This is a genomic window from Acinetobacter sp. 24-47-47 (assembly GCF_057737035.1).
In genome coordinates this window covers 2,827,033-2,847,548 of record NZ_CM173216.1, presented here as the reverse complement: position 1 = coordinate 2,847,548, position 20,516 = coordinate 2,827,033, and the positions used below count along the sequence as shown (strand labels likewise).

20 protein-coding genes, 1 tRNA gene and 1 pseudogene are annotated in these 20,516 nt (G+C 37.7%); 12 read left to right on the top strand and 10 right to left on the bottom strand.

The annotated features are described in order from the left end of the window. Positions 1–119: 119 nt before the first annotated feature. The 4 genes from AC1M9E_RS13425 to tenA form a co-directional block, all read right to left on the bottom strand. The gene (locus AC1M9E_RS13425) at positions 120–632 is read right to left on the bottom strand and encodes a hypothetical protein (RefSeq protein WP_035265770.1); all 513 of its coding nucleotides are present in this window, start codon (positions 630–632) and stop codon (positions 120–122) included. Between the two features lie 112 nt (positions 633–744). Further along, entirely contained in the window at positions 745–3,576 is a 2,832-nt protein-coding gene (uvrA, locus tag AC1M9E_RS13420) for an excinuclease ABC subunit UvrA (RefSeq protein ID WP_035265769.1), read from the bottom strand. A gap of 255 nt (positions 3,577–3,831) precedes the next feature. Further along, a complete protein-coding gene (locus AC1M9E_RS13415; protein WP_481607220.1) occupies positions 3,832–4,203 on the bottom strand; it encodes a hypothetical protein in 372 nt (123 codons plus the stop codon). Between the two features lie 172 nt (positions 4,204–4,375). Further along, a complete protein-coding gene (tenA, locus tag AC1M9E_RS13410) occupies positions 4,376–5,050 on the bottom strand; it encodes a thiaminase II (RefSeq protein ID WP_035265765.1) in 675 nt (224 codons plus the stop codon). 317 nt (positions 5,051–5,367) lie between these two features. Here tenA and AC1M9E_RS13405 point away from each other — a divergent pair, with 317 nt between their 5' ends. From AC1M9E_RS13405 to AC1M9E_RS13390, 4 genes are all read left to right on the top strand, one after another. Next, a complete protein-coding gene (locus AC1M9E_RS13405) occupies positions 5,368–6,453 on the top strand; it encodes a DUF475 domain-containing protein (protein ID WP_179999088.1) in 1,086 nt (361 codons plus the stop codon). 172 nt (positions 6,454–6,625) lie between these two features. After that, positions 6,626–7,990 (top strand): MFS transporter, encoded by a 1,365-nt coding sequence (locus AC1M9E_RS13400; protein WP_035265762.1) that lies wholly within the window; start codon positions 6,626–6,628, stop codon positions 7,988–7,990. Between the two features lie 51 nt (positions 7,991–8,041). Beyond that, positions 8,042–8,617 carry a single-stranded DNA-binding protein gene (gene ssb, locus AC1M9E_RS13395; protein WP_092766486.1) on the top strand — a complete coding sequence of 192 codons (576 nt, stop codon included), beginning with the start codon at positions 8,042–8,044 and terminating at the stop codon, positions 8,615–8,617. A gap of 153 nt (positions 8,618–8,770) precedes the next feature. Further along, positions 8,771–9,175: a hypothetical protein gene (locus AC1M9E_RS13390; protein ID WP_143047394.1), complete on the top strand. Its 405-nt coding sequence runs from the start codon at positions 8,771–8,773 to the stop codon at positions 9,173–9,175. A gap of 122 nt (positions 9,176–9,297) precedes the next feature. Here AC1M9E_RS13390 and AC1M9E_RS13385 read toward each other — a convergent pair whose 3' ends face one another. The 4 genes from AC1M9E_RS13385 to kynU form a co-directional block, all read right to left on the bottom strand. Continuing rightward, positions 9,298–10,458, bottom strand: a complete 1,161-nt coding sequence (locus tag AC1M9E_RS13385; RefSeq protein ID WP_488213386.1) for a porin — start codon at positions 10,456–10,458, stop codon at positions 9,298–9,300. Between the two features lie 65 nt (positions 10,459–10,523). After that, positions 10,524–11,273: an alpha/beta hydrolase gene (locus tag AC1M9E_RS13380; protein ID WP_481607223.1), complete on the bottom strand. Its 750-nt coding sequence runs from the start codon at positions 11,271–11,273 to the stop codon at positions 10,524–10,526. Between the two features lie 17 nt (positions 11,274–11,290). After that, complete coding sequence (locus AC1M9E_RS13375) at positions 11,291–12,691, bottom strand: amino acid permease (RefSeq protein WP_180028467.1); 1,401 nt, start codon at positions 12,689–12,691, stop codon at positions 11,291–11,293. A gap of 40 nt (positions 12,692–12,731) precedes the next feature. Then, entirely contained in the window at positions 12,732–13,985 is a 1,254-nt protein-coding gene (gene kynU / locus AC1M9E_RS13370) for a kynureninase (RefSeq protein ID WP_481607224.1), read from the bottom strand. Between the two features lie 141 nt (positions 13,986–14,126). Between kynU and gigD the strand changes: the two genes are divergently transcribed. From gigD to ahpC, 8 genes and pseudogenes are all read left to right on the top strand, one after another. Beyond that, positions 14,127–14,579, top strand: a complete 453-nt coding sequence (gigD, locus tag AC1M9E_RS13365; protein WP_092766480.1) for an Lrp/AsnC family transcriptional regulator GigD — start codon at positions 14,127–14,129, stop codon at positions 14,577–14,579. Positions 14,580–15,097: 518 nt separating this feature from the next. Further along, positions 15,098–15,174: transfer RNA gene (locus AC1M9E_RS13360), tRNA-Met, on the top strand. 241 nt (positions 15,175–15,415) lie between these two features. Next, the gene (locus AC1M9E_RS13355; RefSeq protein ID WP_035267602.1) at positions 15,416–15,628 is read left to right on the top strand and encodes a cold-shock protein; all 213 of its coding nucleotides are present in this window, start codon (positions 15,416–15,418) and stop codon (positions 15,626–15,628) included. Next, the gene (locus AC1M9E_RS13350) at positions 15,625–15,825 is read left to right on the top strand and encodes a hypothetical protein (RefSeq protein WP_092766478.1); all 201 of its coding nucleotides are present in this window, start codon (positions 15,625–15,627) and stop codon (positions 15,823–15,825) included. Before AC1M9E_RS13355 ends, AC1M9E_RS13350 begins: the two co-directional genes overlap by 4 nt. 345 nt (positions 15,826–16,170) lie before the next feature. After that, a complete protein-coding gene (locus tag AC1M9E_RS13345) occupies positions 16,171–16,392 on the top strand; it encodes a hypothetical protein (protein WP_035267598.1) in 222 nt (73 codons plus the stop codon). Positions 16,393–16,757: 365 nt separating this feature from the next. After that, positions 16,758–17,191: pseudogene (locus AC1M9E_RS13340) on the top strand (uroporphyrinogen decarboxylase/cobalamine-independent methonine synthase family protein); the annotation flags it as partial. Positions 17,192–17,303: 112 nt separating this feature from the next. After that, entirely contained in the window at positions 17,304–17,798 is a 495-nt protein-coding gene (locus AC1M9E_RS13335) for a flavin reductase family protein (protein ID WP_035267597.1), read from the top strand. 422 nt (positions 17,799–18,220) lie between these two features. Further along, positions 18,221–18,784, top strand: coding sequence for an alkyl hydroperoxide reductase subunit C (ahpC, locus tag AC1M9E_RS13330; protein ID WP_481607225.1), 564 nt, complete (start codon positions 18,221–18,223; stop codon positions 18,782–18,784). 45 nt (positions 18,785–18,829) lie between these two features. Here ahpC and AC1M9E_RS13325 read toward each other — a convergent pair whose 3' ends face one another. Then, on the bottom strand, positions 18,830–19,753 hold the full coding sequence (locus tag AC1M9E_RS13325) for a LysR substrate-binding domain-containing protein (RefSeq protein ID WP_092766475.1): 924 nt from the start codon (positions 19,751–19,753) through the stop codon (positions 18,830–18,832). A gap of 122 nt (positions 19,754–19,875) precedes the next feature. Beyond that, positions 19,876–20,502, bottom strand: a complete 627-nt coding sequence (gene ycaC / locus AC1M9E_RS13320) for an isochorismate family cysteine hydrolase YcaC (RefSeq protein WP_035267592.1) — start codon at positions 20,500–20,502, stop codon at positions 19,876–19,878. Positions 20,503–20,516: the final 14 nt, after the last annotated feature.

Sequence of the window (20,516 nt, the reverse complement as noted above, 5' to 3'; positions counted from 1 at the left end):
CTACTTTTGAAAGAAAAAAGTAGGCAAAATGCTTTTGTTTGATTGAGGATACATCCTTATATCTTAATCAAACGGGCGACATCCAGGTCGCTTTCATGTGATTGGATTTCAGTTAAAAATTATTTAGGAATGGCTTTATTTAAACTTTGATAAAGTTGTTTTCTAGTCTCTAATATACTTGCTTTATATTCAGCAGTTTTCTCAATTGAAACAGATTCTTTACGAAAACATGTATAGGAATTAAAAGCACCTACAAGTTCACCGTATCTTCTCAATATTTCTTGTTGATCTTTATAGTCATATAAAAGTAAAAGCCCTTCATTTTTACTTAATAGATTAAAGTCATCAAATAGGTTTTCTCGCAGAGGAGAGAGTCTGTCGCTAATTACTTCTTTATCTAATACAGGCTTTTTAATTTCAAAATCAAATATAGCCCAAATTTTTAAAATTAAATGATTTATTTCCTCTATATCAGAAGAAATTTTTGTTAAAAGATTACGATTAAATTCTTTGTTTTCCTTATTTTGTTGTGCCTTCAAATTTGCCTTTTGATTGAAATAAGTAATGATCCCTGTAATGAGCGCACCTAAACCAATTTTAATAGCTGTATCTAATATTTCTAATAAAGTCATAAGAATAAAAAACGGTGAATGAATCACCGTATTAGCATAATAAATTATTATTTTGAAACCTCCCTAACCCTCCTTTTCAAAGATGAGGAGCATTAATCCGTAAGGGGGGAGATTATTTCAACATTGGTTTTAAGAAACGTGCAGTATGCGAAACCTTATTTTTCGCTACTTCTTCAGGCGTACCTTCAGCAATAATCATACCGCCACCAGCACCACCTTCAGGACCTAAGTCCACAATCCAGTCGGCAGTTTTAATCACATCTAAGTTATGCTCAATCACCACAATGGTATTACCTTTATTGCGTAGCTCATGAAGAATATCTAAAAGTTTGGCAATATCGTGGAAATGTAAACCTGTAGTCGGCTCATCAAGCACATACAGGGTTTTACCTGTATCACGCTTCGCCAACTCACGTGCAAGTTTCACACGCTGTGCTTCACCACCTGAAAGCGTGGTTGCAGACTGACCTAAACGGATATAGCCTAAACCAACTTGATGTAAAGTTTCTAAACGACGATGAATAACAGGAATCGCATCAAAGAAATGCATGGCGTCTTCAACCGTCATCTCTAACACGTCAGAAATGTTTTTGCCTTTATAGCCGACTTCCAATGTTTCACGGTTATAACGCTTGCCGTGGCAGGCATCGCATGGCACATACATATCCGGTAAGAAATGCATCGCCACTTTAATCATGCCGTCGCCTTCACAGGCTTCACAGCGACCACCTTTCACGTTAAACGAGAAACGACCTGCGGCATACCCACGTGCTTTGGCTTCTGGGGTTTGAGCAAAGAGTTCACGAATTGGCGTAAACAAACCTGTATAGGTTGCAGGGTTTGAGCGCGGTGTACGTCCAATTGGGCTTTGGTCAATATCCACGACTTTATCGAGGAATTGTAAGCCATCAATCGAATCAAATTTTTCTGCCGTTAACGTCGTTGCACCATTCAATTGTGTTGCAGCAAGTGGCAATAAAGTACGGTTAATTAAAGTCGATTTACCTGAACCCGATACACCCGTCACACAGGTCATCACACCTAAAGGAATGGTGAGATCAACATTCTTTAAGTTGTGACCACATGCACCCATCAGTTTAATTTGCTCATCAGGTTTTGGCGGTTGCACACGCGTTTTTGGCACTTCAATTTTTAACTTACCTGAAAGGTATTTACCGGTCAGAGAGTCTTCATTGGCTGCCAATTCATCATAAGTCCCCTCGGCAATGACATGACCGCCATGCACACCTGCACCCGGACCAATATCAATAATATGATCCGCTGCGCGAATGGCATCTTCATCATGCTCAACCACTAAAACGGTATTGCCGAGATCACGTAAACGAACCAAAGTCTCAAGCAAACGGTCATTGTCACGTTGATGCAAACCAATCGATGGCTCATCCAGCACATACATCACGCCCATTAAGCCAGCACCAATTTGCGAAGCTAAACGAATACGCTGTGCTTCACCGCCTGATAAGGTTTCGGCTGAACGAGATAGACTTAAATAGTTCAAGCCGACTGATACAAGGAAGTGCAAACGCTCACGAATTTCTTTAAAAATCTTATCGGCAATTTCACCTTTGGCGCCTTCAAGATTGAGATCTTGATAATAGCTTTCAGCATCGCCAATCGACATTTTGGTGATTTCGGCAATGGTTTTGTCTTTGACACGCACATGACGTGAAATTTCATTGAGACGTGAACCGCCACAAGCGTCACATGCAGCATTCGATAAATACTGAGCTAAATCATCACGTACATAGTTTGATTCAGTTTCACGGTAACGACGTTCTAAATGTGGTAAAACCCCTTCGAAAGCCATCACACGGTTATGACGGCGACCACGTTCATCGATATAGCTTAAATCAATTTTTTCTTTGCCTGTACCGTAAAGGAATTTCTTTTTGGTTTCCGCATCAAGTTCATTCCACGGCGTATCAAGAGAAAAGTCGAAATGTGCAGCGACTTTTTCAATCATGCTGTAATAGTATGGACGCTGACGATCCCAACCACGAATTGCCCCTTGGCTAATGCTGACTTCAGGGTTTGGAATGAGTTTGTCAGAACTAAAATGGCTGCGTGTCCCTAAACCATCACAGACTGGGCAAGCACCAAATGGGTTGTTAAAAGAAAACAGACGAGGTTCTAATTCGGCAACGGCACGGTCACATTCAGGACATGAGTGTTTTGCTGAAAACACACGATCAGATTGTTCGCCTTTCATCCATGACAAAATCGCAATATCGCCACCTAAACGCAGTGCGGTTTCAAAACTTTCTGCAATACGGTTGCCTAGGTCATCGCGGACTTTAAAACGGTCGACCACGACTTCAATGGTATGTTTTTTCTTCTTATCCAGTTCAGGCGGTGGATCAATTTCCATGATTTCACCGTCTACACGTGCACGGACGAAACCTTGGCTTTGTAATTGCTCAAATAAATTGGTGTATTCACCTTTGCGCTCACGTACAACAGGAGCAAGTAACAATAAAGCTGTACCTTCTTCAAGTGCTTTAACCGCATCAACCATTTCCGACACAGTTTGTGCCACCATCGGCAAGTCATGCTCAGGGCAGTAGGGTGTACCCACTCGAGCATACAACAAACGTAAATAGTCATAAATTTCAGTAATCGTACCGACCGTTGAACGTGGGTTATGACTGGTTGATTTCTGCTCGATGGCAATAGCTGGGCTTAAACCTTCAATCGAATCGACTTCAGGTTTTTCCATTTGGGATAGGAATTGGCGTGCATAGGCAGATAAAGATTCAACATAGCGACGTTGACCTTCTGCATATAAGGTGTCGAAAGCCAGTGAAGATTTACCTGAACCTGAAAGTCCCGTAATCACCACGAACTTATCGCGTGGAATATCAAGGTTCACATTTTTTAAGTTATGGGTGCGTGCGCCTCGAATACGGATATGACTTTGGCTCATAAAACATCTCGAAAATATGCTGAGTGAAGGTGATATATGATAGCGATTTAATTTTGTTCAAGCACAAATGAAAAATAAAACACGACAAATTATGTCGGTAAAATTTCATTGAACAGCAAAAGTCCAATGTAAAGTGCTTTGAGAGCTCCTGTAATCTGATTTTAAATAGATGAACAAGACATAATCAATTCGCAAATTTGATGTCATGATGAGCCATAGGATGTTAAATATAAGTGAATTTCGGGTGAATATTGATCAGCAAGCACGTGAATAGTGACGTTCGAAAATAGAGTCCACCTGTTCAAAACATATATGTCTTTCAATAGCATGATGTTGACGTGCGTAAAAATTTACTTCTTTTTCTAAGTGTTGAAGAAAATCATTATATTCGGTTTCGAAATGTTGTAAATCTAGAAAATCAAAACGTATAGAGCTTGAACAAGAGTATTGTGCAATGAAGTCGAGCATTAAATTTTGAATATGATGATTGGTAAAATAAATGAGATATGTGGCAGCAGATCCACAGTGTATACATCCTTTTTCTAAATAAACTTCTTCATTATTTAACCAACAGCATTGTAAAGTGAAATATGCACGGATTGCTTCTGTTCCCAGTGAATGTTGCATAGAAAACCTCAAGTAAATTTTATTTATGATAATGAGAATTATTATCAATAATAATTGTGCTTGAAGTTTGCTTTAAAATCCAGTCTTAAATCCATTTAAATCGAAATGAGCTTGAAAGTCGGCAATGCAGTTTAGATCACCGACCTTTAATTTGGTTATGCAGGTGATAGCATCATGAGTGATCTAGGCTTAACCATTGACGTTGATGATAGGCACTATCCCAGAATAAATATTCGAGTTCAGCTCCCCGTGTGTAAGCTTGATGCATTTTTTCAATGGTATGTTGATCGCTTTCTGCCGCAACACGGTCAATAATTTCAATGACTTTGCGTACTTCTTCGTTGAAATGCTCGCCAGCATAAGTGTCAATCCACGCTTGATAAGGATTATTTGCAATATTACGTTTAAGAATGTCTTTGCCCACTTCCGCATAAATCCAATAGCACGGCAGTAATGAAGCTAAAACGACAGGATAACTCTCTGACCATGCAGTAGCTGTCAGAAATGAGGTGTAATGATGGCAAGCAGCAGTCAAAGGTGTATTTTCAAAATCAGCTTTAGTGATGCCAAATTCGTGCATAAAACCATTGTGCAGTTCACGCTCAACCACAATTGCTTCATTAGCACCTTGCGTAAATTGAATAATGGCATCGGAGTCATATGCTTTAGCACCACAAATAGCCAATGCTCGACCATAGGCAACCAAATAATGCGCATCCTGAATGACGTAATGGCAAAAAGCTTCTTGATTCAGTGTTCCAAGCGCCAGTTCTTGGTTAAAAGGGAGTGCTAATGTTTTTTGATATAAATCGTAGTTTCGTTGCCAAACGGCTTCTGAAAAACGCATAAATCCATCCTGAATAAAATCATCTCTAGGTATCAGCTAAGATCATATCAATTTGTCGTTACAAAACTAGCTTGAGCGATACATCATCTTCAACAAAAAAATCATACGAAGAACTTTGGATAAATTTTGAAAACTCGTCATAATTAGCACAGTTTAATTGAGTGTCTTTTAGCGCTAGAGATCAGACATTCAATTTATAGAATTTTTACAAATCACTAAGCACAGACTTCACTTAATATTCGTCATATAAAAATCCTAAGTTTATGTTTTGTAAAATTTTTATTGATTCACCTCATTTTTTATAAGGTCGCTAGATTATGTGGAAACATTTTGGTTTCTCTATCGTATTCACGATCGTGTGTCTTGCGCTGTCTGCCTATTGGGGTTATACCCATGGTCCAGAAGCTGGCCTCAAGACCATGTTCACCGTACTGACCATCACTGCAATTTTAGCTGTGATGGAGGTTTCACTTTCTTTTGATAATGCTGTCGTCAATGCTTCAGTGCTTCGTCATTGGGATCACTTTTGGAAAATGCTTTTCCTGACTGTGGGTATTCTCATTGCAGTATTTGGTATGCGTTTAATCTTCCCAATTGTGATCGTCGCGGTCACAGCGGATATGGGCATGATGGAAGTTGTCAATTTGGCATTAAATGACCCTAAAGAATATTCGGCACGACTGATGAATCATCATCCTGAAATTGCAGCATTTGGTGGTGCATTCTTATTGATGGTATTCCTTAACTTTTTCTTGGATGATGGTAAAGACACGCATTGGTTCAAATGGATTGAGCGTCGTTTAGCGAAATTGGCATCTGTACCTGCACTATCTGTATTTGTTGCTTTAGTGGCTTTACTGATCATGGCTGCTAATGTTGATGAAGCTAAACGCTTAGTCGTGACTATGGCGGGTATTTGGGGCATCGTCATTTATATTGGGGTACAAGTACTGAGCCATTTGCTGGGTGGTGAGCCTGAAATTGATGAAAATGGTAATGCAATTGGTCACGATAGTAATGGTGTGCCAACAGGCGTAGTCAAGGCAGGTATCGGCGGGTTCTTGTATTTAGAAGTATTGGATGCATCATTTAGTTTTGATGGTGTGATTGGTGCTTTTGCGATTACCTCAGATGTTGTGGTGATTATGTTAGGTCTTGCGATTGGTGCTATCTTTGTTCGTTCTATTACCATCTATCTCGTTGAGAAAGGCACTTTAGATGCTTACATCTATTTAGAACATGGTGCGCACTATGCAATTGGTGCATTGGCTTTCATTATGATTGCGAGTGGTACAGGCGTACATGTTCCTGAAGTGGTTACAGGTCTGATTGGTGTAGCATTTATTGTTTGGGCAGTGATTGCATCTATTCAATATAAGAAGCGTCAAGCGCTACAAGGCTAGATGAATAAATCAAAAAAGCACAGCACAAGCTGTGCTTTTTTTGGCTTAAGGCTTTTGCCCTAGGGAAAACAGATGGTGTTGATCTTTATTTCAAATAAAATTCATGCCTGTTCATCAGCCGAATATTCTATAATCAAAGTAGACATAGAAATCACGCGATTACCTAAATTTTATGATGAATGCCTTAGAACGCCGTTCCACATTTGCATTGAGCAGCATTTTTGCATTGCGAATGTTAGGTCTGTTTATGATTGTCCCGGTCTTTTCTGTTGCGGGACAGGCTTATGAATATGCAACACCTGCTTTGATTGGTTTGGCCGTAGGTGTGTATGGTTTGACTCAGGCAATACTACAAATTCCTTTTAGTTTGATTGCAGACCGTTATAGCCGAAAGCCGCTGATCGTATTGGGTTTATTGCTGTTTGCCTTGGGTGGTGCAATCGCCGCAATGTCAGACACAATCTATGGTGTGATTATAGGTCGTGCAATAGCTGGGGGTGGAGCTGTCTCTGCTGTCGTCATGGCGTTATTGGCAGATGTTACGCGTGAAGAAAATCGTATGAAGGCGATGGCAATGATGGGGATGAGTATTGGTCTCTCTTTCGTTATTGCATTTAGTTTAGGGCCATGGTTGACCAGCGTGGTGGGTATTTCAGGCTTATTCTGGGTGACCACACTCATGGGATTACTTGCCATTGCAATGCTATTTCTTGTTCCCAAAACAACACGTCATCATAAAAATTTTCAGCAAGGTTATCTCACTCAGCTAAAACAAGTTTTGAAAATGGGCGATTTAAATCGCTTACATGTTTCTGTGTTTGCTTTGCATTTATTGCTGACGGCGATGTTCATCTATGTGCCTTCTCAATTGATTGACTTTGCAGATATTCCTTTAGCTCAGCATGGTTTGATCTATCTTCCCTTATTGGTAATCAGTTTATTTTTTGCTTTTCCTAGTATCATTCTTGCTGAAAAATATCGAAAAATGCGAGGTATTTTTCTGACTGCGATTGCTGGGATCATCGCCGGTTTGATCGTGATGATTTTTGGATTTGAATCGAAATACATTTTGTTGCTTGGTTTAGGTCTTTTCTTTATTGCCTTTAATGTGATGGAAGCACTACTGCCATCTTGGTTATCGAAGGCAGCACCTATCCAATCCAAAGCGACAGCAATGGGTGTGAATGCCAGTGGTCAATTCTTAGGTGCTTTTTTTGGCGGTATACTGGGTGGGCAATTGCTGATGTTAAATAACACTGCTCTAGGCTGGGGGGTACTGACAGGAATTGCCATTCTTTGGCTGTTGATTAGCTTTGGATTAAAGCAGCCACGTTATTTATCATCACTGATTTTGAGTTTGCCCAAAGTCCAAGAAACAGATGAATGGACTTCTCAGTTACTGGCAATTCGTGGTATTGAAGAGGTCGTGGTGATGACTGATCAACAAGTGGTCTATGTCAAAGTTGATAAGCAGCAGTTAGATGACACTGCGCGACAACATTTAACGCACTTGTTGGGTAAAGAGGTAGCCATTTAATCATAACTCTTATAAAGTAAAACATAGAATCGAATAGGAAGATTAGAGCACATGCGCGGCGTGAATAAAGTTATTTTAGTTGGTACTTTAGGTAAAGATCCTGAGACAAAAACATTTCCCAATGGTGGTTCATTAACGCAGTTTTCAATTGCGACAAGTGAATCTTGGACAGATAAAAACTCAGGTGAACGCAAAGAACAAACAGAATGGCACCGTATCGTCTTACATAATCGTTTAGGTGAAATTGCACAGCAATATTTACGTAAAGGTTCAAAAGTTTATATTGAAGGCTCTTTACGTACCCGTCAGTGGACAGACCAAAATGGTCAAGAACGTTACACGACTGAAATTCGTGGCGAACAAATGCAGATGTTAGATTCTAATAATCGTCAGCAAAGTGAAAATGGTGGTGAAGGTTATAATCAACCACGTTTTAATAACAACCAAGGCGGTGGTTATGGCAACCAAGGTGGTTATAACAATAATAATCAAGGTAGCGGTTATGGTAACCAAGCTGGTTATGGTAATAACAACGTTAACCAAGGCTTCCAAAAGCCACAAAATCAACCAGCGCCGAAGCCAATGGCGACAGCACCATCTGATTTAGATGATGATTTACCGTTCTGACACATACCTGAGAGTAGTTTTTGTTAAATTTTAATGTTTTTTATTATTTAACAATGGATCAAATAGTTAAAAACCCTTTGTATAACAAAGGGTTTTTTGTTTTTATGGTGATATAGTAAAACGTTTGTTCATAGTTGAATTAGGGATAGTTGAATGAAAGACGGGATTATATTTTTAACTTGTGTGCTGTGTAGCAGCATGAGCTTAGCACAATCACCACAATGGACCATGTTTGATCGGGATGATGGGGGCTGGTCATATATTGATAAAACGACTATTAAATCACTCGATCAAGCCTCGCATATTTTTGAAATTGACTATAAATATGTGTATGAACATGGCGTACCCTCATTAAACATCAAACCCAAGGGCTACATACAAGCCGTTCATCAAATTGATTGTCAAAATAAAGCCAGAGCCTATGTCAAAAGCCAGCGTTTTACGCCGCAAGGTAAAGCCGTAGATGATAATAATTCATTCGATACGATTTATTTTGAACCCATGTCAATGCAACTTTCTAAAAATATTAAGTTAATTGAAATGTTATGCATTAAATAAAATTTATTAAAGACTTTGTATAACGCTACAACTTATTGAGATTTGATGCGAATCCATGAGTGATCCTTCAAAGCCTTTTTAAATAACAAGGCTTTGAAGGATAGTTAACCTAAAATTAGAATTTACCATTCATAACGTAAACGGAATAAATGCATATCTGGGGTTTGGAACGTATCATGTGTATATAAACGTTCATAATCAAATCCAAAACCATGGTTAAATCTAGCTGCTATACCAACACCGAGATCACGGCGTTTAAACTCTGAGCCACTGGTATATTCAAGTTGATTTCCCATGATATAGGGCTGAATGAATTTGATACCGTATTCTTCAATCTTGAAGTGCTGTCCCGCATAAAATTCAACGCCATAAGCCTCAGTATTCAGCAATGATTGAAGTTGAAAATCGCTCGATTCACTGTAAGCATCAAAATTTGGAACTAGATTTTTATACCAACCAGCGCCAAAGCTAAGCATCCATTTTCCATCAAAATAAAATAATGAACTTGCCCAAATTTCTTGCTTTAAATCATGTTTATCTTGTTGATTATTCAGACTAGCATCGTTGTACTTCCATGAGGTCGCCCAACTTAAATTTTTATTTAAATGCACATCAACTGCCAATTCGGCACCATTTTTACGTTGATATTGCACATCCGTATCTGCGACCGTCGTACTATCCTTGAACAAATAGCTGGCATATAAGTTTGCTTTATCCGTTTTGAGCTCATAACGTAAAGTTTTATGAGCTGCTTGCGTACCATCTGTATAAGCGACAGGGCTCCACGTTTGGGGCTGAGCCAAGGTTGAGTAATTCCATAGGTCAGTTTTGGCACCTACAATGTCGTAATAAATACTATAGATTTTTCCAAATTTAACGGTACCGTACGCTGAATCACGCAGACCAATATACGCCTGTTCGGTGGTGATGTTTTCATCAGAGGAACGGTAATGACCGTCCCAATCCAGCATCTTGGGAAGATTGATATAGTTTTGATAGCCTGCAATTAAATGCAAACGTTCATTCCATGCATAATCAGCATTGGCATACATACGGCTATTTGAGCTATAGCCATCTCTGCGATATTTCTGATTTTCGTTAGATTTATCGTAATGATCGAAATTTAAGGCTTGTAGGCGAATACTACCAGACGTGGTGAGTTTTAAACGATCGGATTCACTCACAATTTGCTGTTCATCAATGAGTGTTATCTCGGCAAATGTAAGATTTGAAAAAATAAAGGTGCAGGAAAGCAATAGCTTGTAAAAGCATGGTTTTGACATAGTAACATCCGTGTGACTAAATATAAATTAAGCTGGTGATTCTGCTGATTAAAGCTGAGTAGAAATTAGGTGGTCATTGTCGATTTAAAATATCGTTCCAAAATGGAGTAGTGGTTAGTGTCTACAAAACTCAATAGATGCGTGAATTCAGGCTCTAGTTGCTGTCGAATTTGATAATATTTTTGGCTCTGCCATTTCAGTTCTGGTAACTCATCGAGTCCATACGCAATCGTACAGGGCTTAGCAAAGTGCGTAGAATGTTCAACTGGACTTAAGTTTTTAATGTCTAGCTCAGATAAATTTAGCGCCTTGTTTAAATGTGTTTCTTGAATCGGTTTTAGGTCATAGATCCCACTGAGTAATACTGCTGAACCAATCAGGGGGTGATCTAAATTTAAAGCAGCTAAATGGGCACCGGCAGAATGCCCAACCACAATGACATTGGAGCTGATCCAAGTTTGTTTGTGGATATAATCGAGCGCTTTGCGAATTTGTAGATTAATCAGATTTAAACTACTTAGAGGTGCTAAATCATATTCAACCAACACACATTGAGCATTTTGCTTTAAAACAAATTCAGCAACAAAGGCAAAATCCCTTTTTTCACACCATTGCCAATAACCACCATGTATAAAAATAACAGTAGTATTGGTGGCAACAGGCGTGGGGAAAAAATCCAGTGTAGATCTTCGCTGAAAGTCATACTGTAAATCGGCAATATGATGGTGTTGTTCATAAGTTGCTTGGCTCATTTTTTTAAAATCAGACAAGATCTGATTTTCATCCACCACAGTTTTCGAGTTGTCATAGAGCATGATTTACAGCTCCTTTACTAGGCTTGTTCATTTTCAGTTAATTGATGCTTTAACGATGATTTCTTCATTTGATAGAAAATGATTAACATCACGATAAAAGGCACGCCAAACTGGAGAGTTGATTTAAATTCTTGCGTAAACCATGTGGTAAGCGTGATTGCAAGAATTGCAAACAAACCAATAAAGGAAATATAACGACTACCAGGAATGCTGTATTTGAGGTGGATATTATTTTTTGCTAAGTTCTTTCTAAAGAAATAGTGTGTGGCAAAGATCGCCCCCCAAGTAAATAAAGCTCCAAACATGGACAGTGCAATCATGATTGGAAATGCTGATTCGGGATTAATGCTATAAACAATACTCGCCACGGCAATACCTGTTGCCGAAAGTAGCAAGGCATTGATGGGCACCCCATTTTTACGAATTTTACCAAACAGCTTAGGTGCATCTCCTGAACGTGACAAACTGAATAACATACGCGTTGAGATATATAACATGCTGTTCATTGCGGACAGTGCTGCCACAATCACAATGAAGTTTAAAATATGATCAGCAAAAGGAATGCCGACAATTTGCATAACAGACACGAAAGGACTGGTTGCACCTGGTGCTATCAATTGAGTCCATGGAACGAGAGTGACAATTAAACTCAGCGATAGTAAATAAAATAGAAATAAGCGAATCGCAGTGCTTTTGAAAGCGTATTTAACTGCTTTTTCAGGATCATTGGCTTCACCTGCAGCAACCGCGATCATTTCGATACTGAGATAACTAAAAATAGAAATAATGACACCAATCCAAACACCTTTAAATCCATTTGGCATAAAGCCATCATGTGCAGTGAGATTGTGAGTTAGCGCTTGATGAGGATTTGGATCTTGCGTCAAAATACCTATTGCCAACAGAATAAACACAATGATGGCAAACACTTTGATCGTCGAAAACCAATATTCAACTAAGCCAAATGCCTTGACACTATAAGCATTTACTGCGAGAAGTACGGTTGAAAAAAACACGATCCAAATACCTGAACCGACATGAGGAAACCAAAGTTTCATATAGTCAGCCACGGCGGTAATTTCTGTGCCTACAGCCAACACGATACATGCCCAGTAGCTATAACGAACTAAGAAACCAGAAAGTGGATTTATATAATGTTCAGCGTAAGCACCAAACGAGCCTGAAGTGGGGTGTTGTACAGTCATTTCTGCCAAGCAAGCCATTAGTGCAAAAGCAATTAATCCGCCGATCGCATAGCTTAGAATGACAGCAGGTCCTGCAAAACTAATGGCAAATTTACTACCCATGAATAGACCGGTGCCAATGGCACCGCCTATTGCAATCATGCCCATTTGTTTAGCGGTTAATTTTTTATGTAATCCTGCTTCGCGTGTTTGAATTTTATCGAAGTTACTCATAAGCCCTCCTGGCCATGGTGATATAAAGTGAGTAACTGAATTAAGTTACTTGACCTCGCACCGAATATTTTTCATTTTTCCATTCTTCATTCAGCATCACTTGTTTAAGATGTTGAACAGCATGCCAAATGTCTTCATGGCTTAGGTACAAAGGTGTGACCCCAAATCTGAGCACGGCTGGCTCTCGGTAATCTCCAATCACACCACGTGCAACAAGCGCTTGGACAATGGCATAACCGTGTTCATGGCAATAACTCACATGACTACCACGCTGTAAATGATCGATTGGTGTAATTAACTCAAAACCAAATTCAGCACATTCCTGTTCAACCAATTGAATAAAGAGATCTGTTAAATTTAGAGATTTTTCTCGGATCTTTTGCATGTCAGTTTTTAAGAACACATCTAAACCACATTCGATCAAACTCATGGACAAAATACTTTGTGTGCCACATAAAAAACGACGAATGCCTTGAGCTGGCTCGTAGTGATCAGCCATATCAAAAGGACGTTGATGCCCCCACCATCCTGAAAGAGGTTGCCAAAATTTATTTTGGTGTTTTGCATTTACCCAGATGAGAGCAGGAGAACCTGGTCCACCATTAAGGTATTTATATGTGCAACTTACGGCAAAATCACTTTGGGTCTTGTTTAAATCGATTGGCACAGCACCTGCAGAGTGACATAAATCCCAGATGACCAAAGCGTTATATTGATGAATCGTTTGGTTGACCTGTTCCATGTCATAGAAATATCCTGAGCGGTAATTGATATGTGACAACACCACAACTGCCGTTTGATGGGCTTTCAGAATGGTTTCTAATTCATCAGGATGTTCGATTAAAACCAGTTGGTAGCCTTTTTGAACAAGGTCAATATAACCTTCAATAATATAGAGGTCAGTCGGGAAGACGTCCTTTTCCGCAATAATCACTTTACGTTCAGGAGCGATTTCAGCTTGGATTTTGACAGCAGCAGAGAGTGCTTTAAATAAGTTGAGTGTGGTTGAATCAGAGATCACCGTTTCGCCTGGATTTGCCCCAATGAGCTGAGCCACCTTATCACCTAACCGAGTCGATAATCCCCACCAATCCGCTTTGTTCCAGCTATTGATGAGATCTTCCCCCCACTCTTGGCTCACCACTTCTTGAGCACGTGTTAAAGCAGATTTAGGGCGTGCACCAAGGGAATTTCCATCTAGATAGATAGTATTCTCAGGTAAAGCAAATTCATTTTTTAAATGTTTCAGTTCGTCTTCAGCATCCCATGCTTTGCATTGATCTAAGGTAATCATTTTTATCCTAACTCGGTCCGTGTTATTTCATTCGATTTTATCACGGCATTTTTTCATATTTATCCGATAATTATGCTTGAAATTGCATGAAAACTGGATAGTATTCGAATTAAATATAAAAAATCAGGATGATATTTAGGAATGAATTTAGACCTCATTGATCATAAAATTTTAAGACTGTTACAACAAAATGCACGACTAAGTCATCAGGAATTGGCAGATTTAGTGAATCTTTCTGCTTCAGCTTGCCATCGCCGTGTCAAAATTTTAGAAAACAATGGAGTCATCGAAAAATACCAAGCAAAAATTAATTATGAAAAATTGGGTATTCAGGTTGAGGCGATTGTCGAAATTAAACTCAATCAGCTGACCGAATCAGATCATCAGCATTTTCTGAGCCAGATTCGTAATTTTGATGAAGTGATCAATGCTTTTATCATTACAGGGGATTCGAATTACGTTCTCTTTGTGGCCACCAAAGATTTAAATGGGTTTTCCCAGTTTATTATTAATAAGTTAAACAAAATTAAAGGCATAGCCAACATTAATTCTAAAATTATTCTTGAAAAAGTGATCGAGAAGACCTTCATGTGATCATTAATTTTTTTTGAAAAAAAGTGAATCCGTATTTTAAAATCAATCTCGAATTGATTTTACAAGCGATATTTTTTTTATGAGTTAAAACACATAAAACTGCTATTATGGTTCATCTTTTTTTTTAAAATAATTCTATGAACGAACATTACAAATATATATACACTAAATTTAGTTTTTTTGGTTCATTACCTACATATAAGGTGTTTCTGAATGAACAAAATAAGATCGTAAAATGGGTCTTTGCTGATAACTCTTTTATCTATGGGTATATATCTGATTGGGCATTGAATCATTCTGGTTTAGATGTGGGAAAGGCTACTTGGGCTGAAGAGTCGACATTATTACTAAATAATGAAAAATTTAAACTCAATTTGTATAGGTCTTTACATCAAAAATTTAAAACAGAATTATCTGAATAATTTATCTAGTAACGATAATGATTTTATAGTTTTTGATAAAAATAAATTATTTAGATTGCTATATATCTCAAATTAGCGTACAAATGCACTTGTTGATGCGGGATGGAGCAGTCTGGTAGCTCGTCGGGCTCATAACCCGAAGGTCGTTGGTTCAAATCCAGCTCCCGCTACCAATTAAAAACTAATTTAAAAGTTTACAACCTAATTGCGGTCGATCTGTAGTTAGGTTTTTTTATTAAAGAAAATTAAATCAATAAATCAATTAAATATGTGTTATATTGGTTTTCTAGAATTATAATTTTATTGTTTACTAATTTTATTTTGATCTGATATTAATTACATCTTTCATTCTATTAAAAGTCTATCTTCAAAATTATTTTCTAATTATTCATTACATAATATAGGAAATAAATGATGTCTAATTTAACAACTGGTACAGTTAAGTGGTTCAACGAAACTAAGGGTTTCGGATTTATCGCTGTAGATAATGGTCAAGATGTATTTGCTCATTTTAGTGAAATTCGAGCAAATGGTTTCAAGAATCTAGTCGAAGGACAGCGAGTTCAATTTGTTGTACAACAAGGTCAGCGTGGCTTACAAGCAAGTGATATTGTAGCTATTTCATGAATACCTCATTAATTGAGGTGAAAGATCAGTTTGAAGTTAAATATGCAGTGATAGGTACATTTAATACTTCGCAGCATGCTTCGAACTTATCTCAAATAAATATTAAATTTATCACTGTTGATAATGAAAATATAAGACCTAGTTTTGATTTAAATTTTCATAGTTTAAATACTGGTAAAATTTACCAGCTCATTTAAATATTAAAATTAAACCATAAAGTATTTTTTATGGTATAATCATTGTTGATCGAATCCGTAAGCGAAACGGAAGTGTTTAGATAGAACTTAGAATTGCGTATTCTCAATTTATAGATTTTAATATCTATGATGTCTAAACAGTTAACGCAGAGCATGAACTCGCACCATGCCGATCTTAGAAGTCCACAATCTCATTGTGGGCTTTTTATAATTAAATACATGCTAATGTAAAATTGTAATTTGAATTATAGGCTTGAGCCTCTTCGATATCAGAATCCATACTCTCGATTTAAATATTTAATATTATTTTTAATTTTACATGAGCTCATTAATGAGTAAGTGAAAATGAATATCTCTAATGGCTGGACTACAGCAAAAGCAGTGAATGGTGAAACCATTCGAATTAACATTATCCCATTTCATAAAGTTCAAAATACGATGAGAGGGCAAATTCTTGTAGAAGTTTCTAAACAAGTTGAAGTCGAATCAGGTGAAGTATTTGAAATAAACTTAGATGGCCGATCTTTTTTCTTGGGATTTAATAATCTATATAAGATTATGATTTAAAAATATTTTTCATAAATGATGCTATTTTTAGTAGTAAAACCTTTAAAGATCATCAAGATAAATTTAAGAAAGCGATACAAAATCACAGACTCTGGTCTCGAGAGGATATAGTAGCAAGTATCCCAGCATAAAAATAAGAGAAGCCTAGATTCACTATCTAGGCTCTTTTTTTAGGTAGTCATGATAGGTTTATTGATCGAATTATTTTGATTGGTCTTAAGTAAATATACCGTGAATAATCTGAGCACAGTTCATCATAGAGCTTTTAGACTCGTAATTCGAGCGACGTTAGATCGCTACTTGATTTATTTCTATTGATGACCTTGAGTAATTTGATACAAAGTTAATTTTGATTTGTCTAGAGAATTGCTATTCTTGAGCTAGCGCTTGAAAATTTGAAATGTGAAACCGCCATACATATTTGTAAAAGTAATTCTATGAAAGATAATAAAAATGGGAAACAAACTTTGAGTAATGAACGGTGTCCTTTTGAAACGTCACTCCCGATACTACAAAAATCTAAGTTGGGGTATCATTTCTTTAGAGTGCAAAACTCACATATATCCATGGATCTTATTGAACTGATTCGTGGAAGAAAGTCATGATCGGTGTAATCGATGTAGCAACCAATCAAATTGAAACACTTGACGAAATGGTGAACACTTTGCGTAAAGTTTTGCAATTTGTCGATGCTGATAAGCTATACCCTTCAACCCACTGTGGAATGATACCACTGTCTCGTCACGTGGGACGTGACAAACTTGAAGCCTTAAGTATGGGTTCAGCGATCTTAAACTAAGAAGTTAGTGCTTTAGCTGAGTTTATTTTCTACATTCAAGATGGATCATCTGTGCAATCACCTATATCCTAGGTTCGCACGAGTTTAGCAATTTATATTTGAGAAGAGAAAAATGGTTGAAGCTTCAGACTACAGAAACGCAATGTCTTTATTAACCACTGCAGTCAATATTATTACAACAGCTGGTGAAACAGGACAGCATGGTTTCACGGCTTCTGCTGTATGTAGCGTTACTGATTCACCTGCTACGCTTTTGGTGTGTATGAATCAATCATCCCGATCTCATCAGTATTTTATTGAGAACAAAGTTTTATCTGTCAATGTGCTCAGTTCTCAACATGAGTCTCTTTCAAATGCTTTTGCATCGAGTCAATTGAGTGCAGAACAACGTTTTGGATTAGCCCAATGGGGTAAATTGAAAACAGGTTGCCCGGTCTTAAAGGATGCTTTAGTCAGTTTTGATTGTGAGATTGAGCAAATTCAACGAGTGGGCACACACAGTATTTTTATTTGCCGAGTTGTAGCCATTCAACAAAGCTCGCAAGAGGAAAGTCTTGTCTATTTTAATCGATCTTATCATCAGGTGAGTGCAGAAGAGGAAGTTTAATGAGCTAGAGCAGCAAGATTTTCAATCGTTTCTTATAATGATTATAGAAATAGATCAGCGTTTGATTAATGATCTGGGGAAAGATGGTGAATCGTAAGCCTCGAACAGTGAGCTTTCATAGTGTGAGGTTAAACCCAATGGATATTACTCGAATCGTTTATGGTCATACAGAGTGAATGATCTTTCTCTTTGGGATGAAAAAAGAAAAGTATTATTTTCAAAAAATTGAAACCAATTAAATAAGTTTTAAAAAAAATAATCAGTGTTTTATATTTAATTTATTCTCTTAAAGAAATATATTAACTTTTAAATCTAGAAATTCGATTGTTTTTATAAATACTTTCGGTTTTACCAATCCAATCATATTTTGTATTCTCTATTTCAACGAAGCAACACTCTCACAAAGAAATAGAGGAAAACACATGAGTTTAATCAATACTGAAGTCAAACAATTCAATGCAACTGCTTATCAAAATGGTGAGTTCATTGAAGTTTCTGAGCAAGATTTTAAAGGTAAATGGTCTGTTGTCTTTTTCTATCCTGCAGATTTTACATTTGTATGTCCAACAGAATTAGGCGATCTTGCTGATAACTATGCTGAATTCCAAAAGTTAGGTGTAGAAATTTATGGTGTATCTACAGATACTCATTTCACACATAAAGCTTGGCATGATACTTCAGATGTGATTGGTAAAATTCAGTATCCACTTATTGGTGACCCAACGTGGACATTGTCTAAAAACTTTGATGTATTGATTGAATCTGAAGGTTTGGCAGATCGTGGTACATTTGTAATTGATCCTGAAGGAAAAATTCAAATTGTAGAGATTAATGCAGGTGGTATTGGTCGTGATGCTCAAGAACTTCTTCGCAAAGTGAAAGCGGCTCAATATGTTCATGCTCACCCAGGCGAAGTATGTCCTGCGAAATGGAAAGAAGGTGATGCTACACTTGCACCATCAATCGATCTTGTTGGTAAGATCTAAATTAAGTTGAAAAGTAAAGAACCAGCACGATGTGCTGGTTTTTTATTAAGAGGCATAACCTTCTTGATTTTGTGCTGCTTGCCGTAAACCTTCAACCAAGTGGTCGATGAGTTTTTCCATCACGAGTCTTTGTCCTTTACGTGATGCATAAACGAGTTGCACAGTCCCTATATTTGAGCACCAGTCAGGCAAGATGTGTATAAGCCGTCCTGCTGCCAAATCCTTTTGCACTGTAAGATAAGGTAGATCTGCAATACCTAATCCATCCATTACTGAATAATACACACCAGCCAAATCATTACTTTTAATACGTGGTTGTAATGGAATTTCAATGAGATCATGCCCTTCAATTCGGTGCAAATTCCATTGATAATGAGTTTTTTGAGTTCCTAAAACAATTGTTGGAAAATCATTGATTTCAGTTGGATATTCTAAAACGCGACCCTGTAAAAGCTCAGGGGTTGCCACTAAACAATGAGTGGTTTTGATGACATCACGAACCACGATGGTGGAGTCTTCATTGGCAGAAAAATTAGTTCTGATCGCCAAGTCAATATCATCGTGCAATACATCTACGCGTCGGCTGGTTAATTCCATCTCGACTTGAACTTGTGGATAGCGCTTCAAAAAATCATTGAGTAAAGAGCGAATTTGATAACGCATCATTACGGGTGGGCAACTAATTTTAACTAGACCCTGAGGTTCACTTTTCTGTTTAAGTAAAACATTATGAGCGCAATCAACTTGGTTGATTACTTTTTCACATTCTTGAAAAAATTCTTGACCTAAAGGCGTTACTTTGAAATGGCGAGTAGAACGTTGAATGAGTGTGACATTAAATTTTGCTTCGAGTTCTAAAATACGTCGACTAAGCTTTGATTTAGTTATATTTGACGCGTCACTAGCAGCACTGAAACCGCCGTATTTAACGACCAAATAAAAATAGTAATAGTCATCAAATGAATGCAATTTTCACCTCGACGCCTGATCTGATAAAGTTTAAGCATAGGTTAAACTAAGCCGTTCAAGAAATCATCTTGGGTTTTGAATATGGTAAAAAAAAGCGACCCAAAGGTCGCTTTTATTAAATATTATTTTTTAGTGGTGTTCTTTACATAGCTAACCATTAAGTTTTTATAGTCAGGAATATGCTCACCGAATAAAGCACCTAAACCTTCGATATCATTACGCCAGTCACGATGTAACTCACCTGCAGCACCAAACCATGTCATAAGTTGAGCACCTGCTTGAGACATGCGGTTCCATGCAGCATCGCGCGTAATTTGGTTGAATGTACCAGATGCATCAGTAATCACGAATACATCAAAGTCTTCAGCAAGAGCTGAAAGTGTAGGGAATGCAACACATACTTCAGTCACAACACCAGCGATGATCAGTTGTTTTTTACCTGTCGCTTTAACAGCATTTACAAAATCTTCGTTATCCCAAGCATTGATTTGACCTGGACGCGCGATATATGGAGCATCAGGGAACATTTCAACTAATTCTGGAACGAGTGGACCATTAGGACCATCTTCAAAACTTGTTGTTAAAATTGTCGGCAAGTTAAAGTATTTTGCTGCTGCTGCGAGTGCTAAAACATTGTTTTTAAACTTATCAGGATCGATATCACGTACAAGAGAAAGAAGACCTGTTTGGTGATCGACTAAAAGCACTACTGCATTATCTTTATCTAAACGAACGTAAGGTTTGCCCATTATTATTAGCCTCT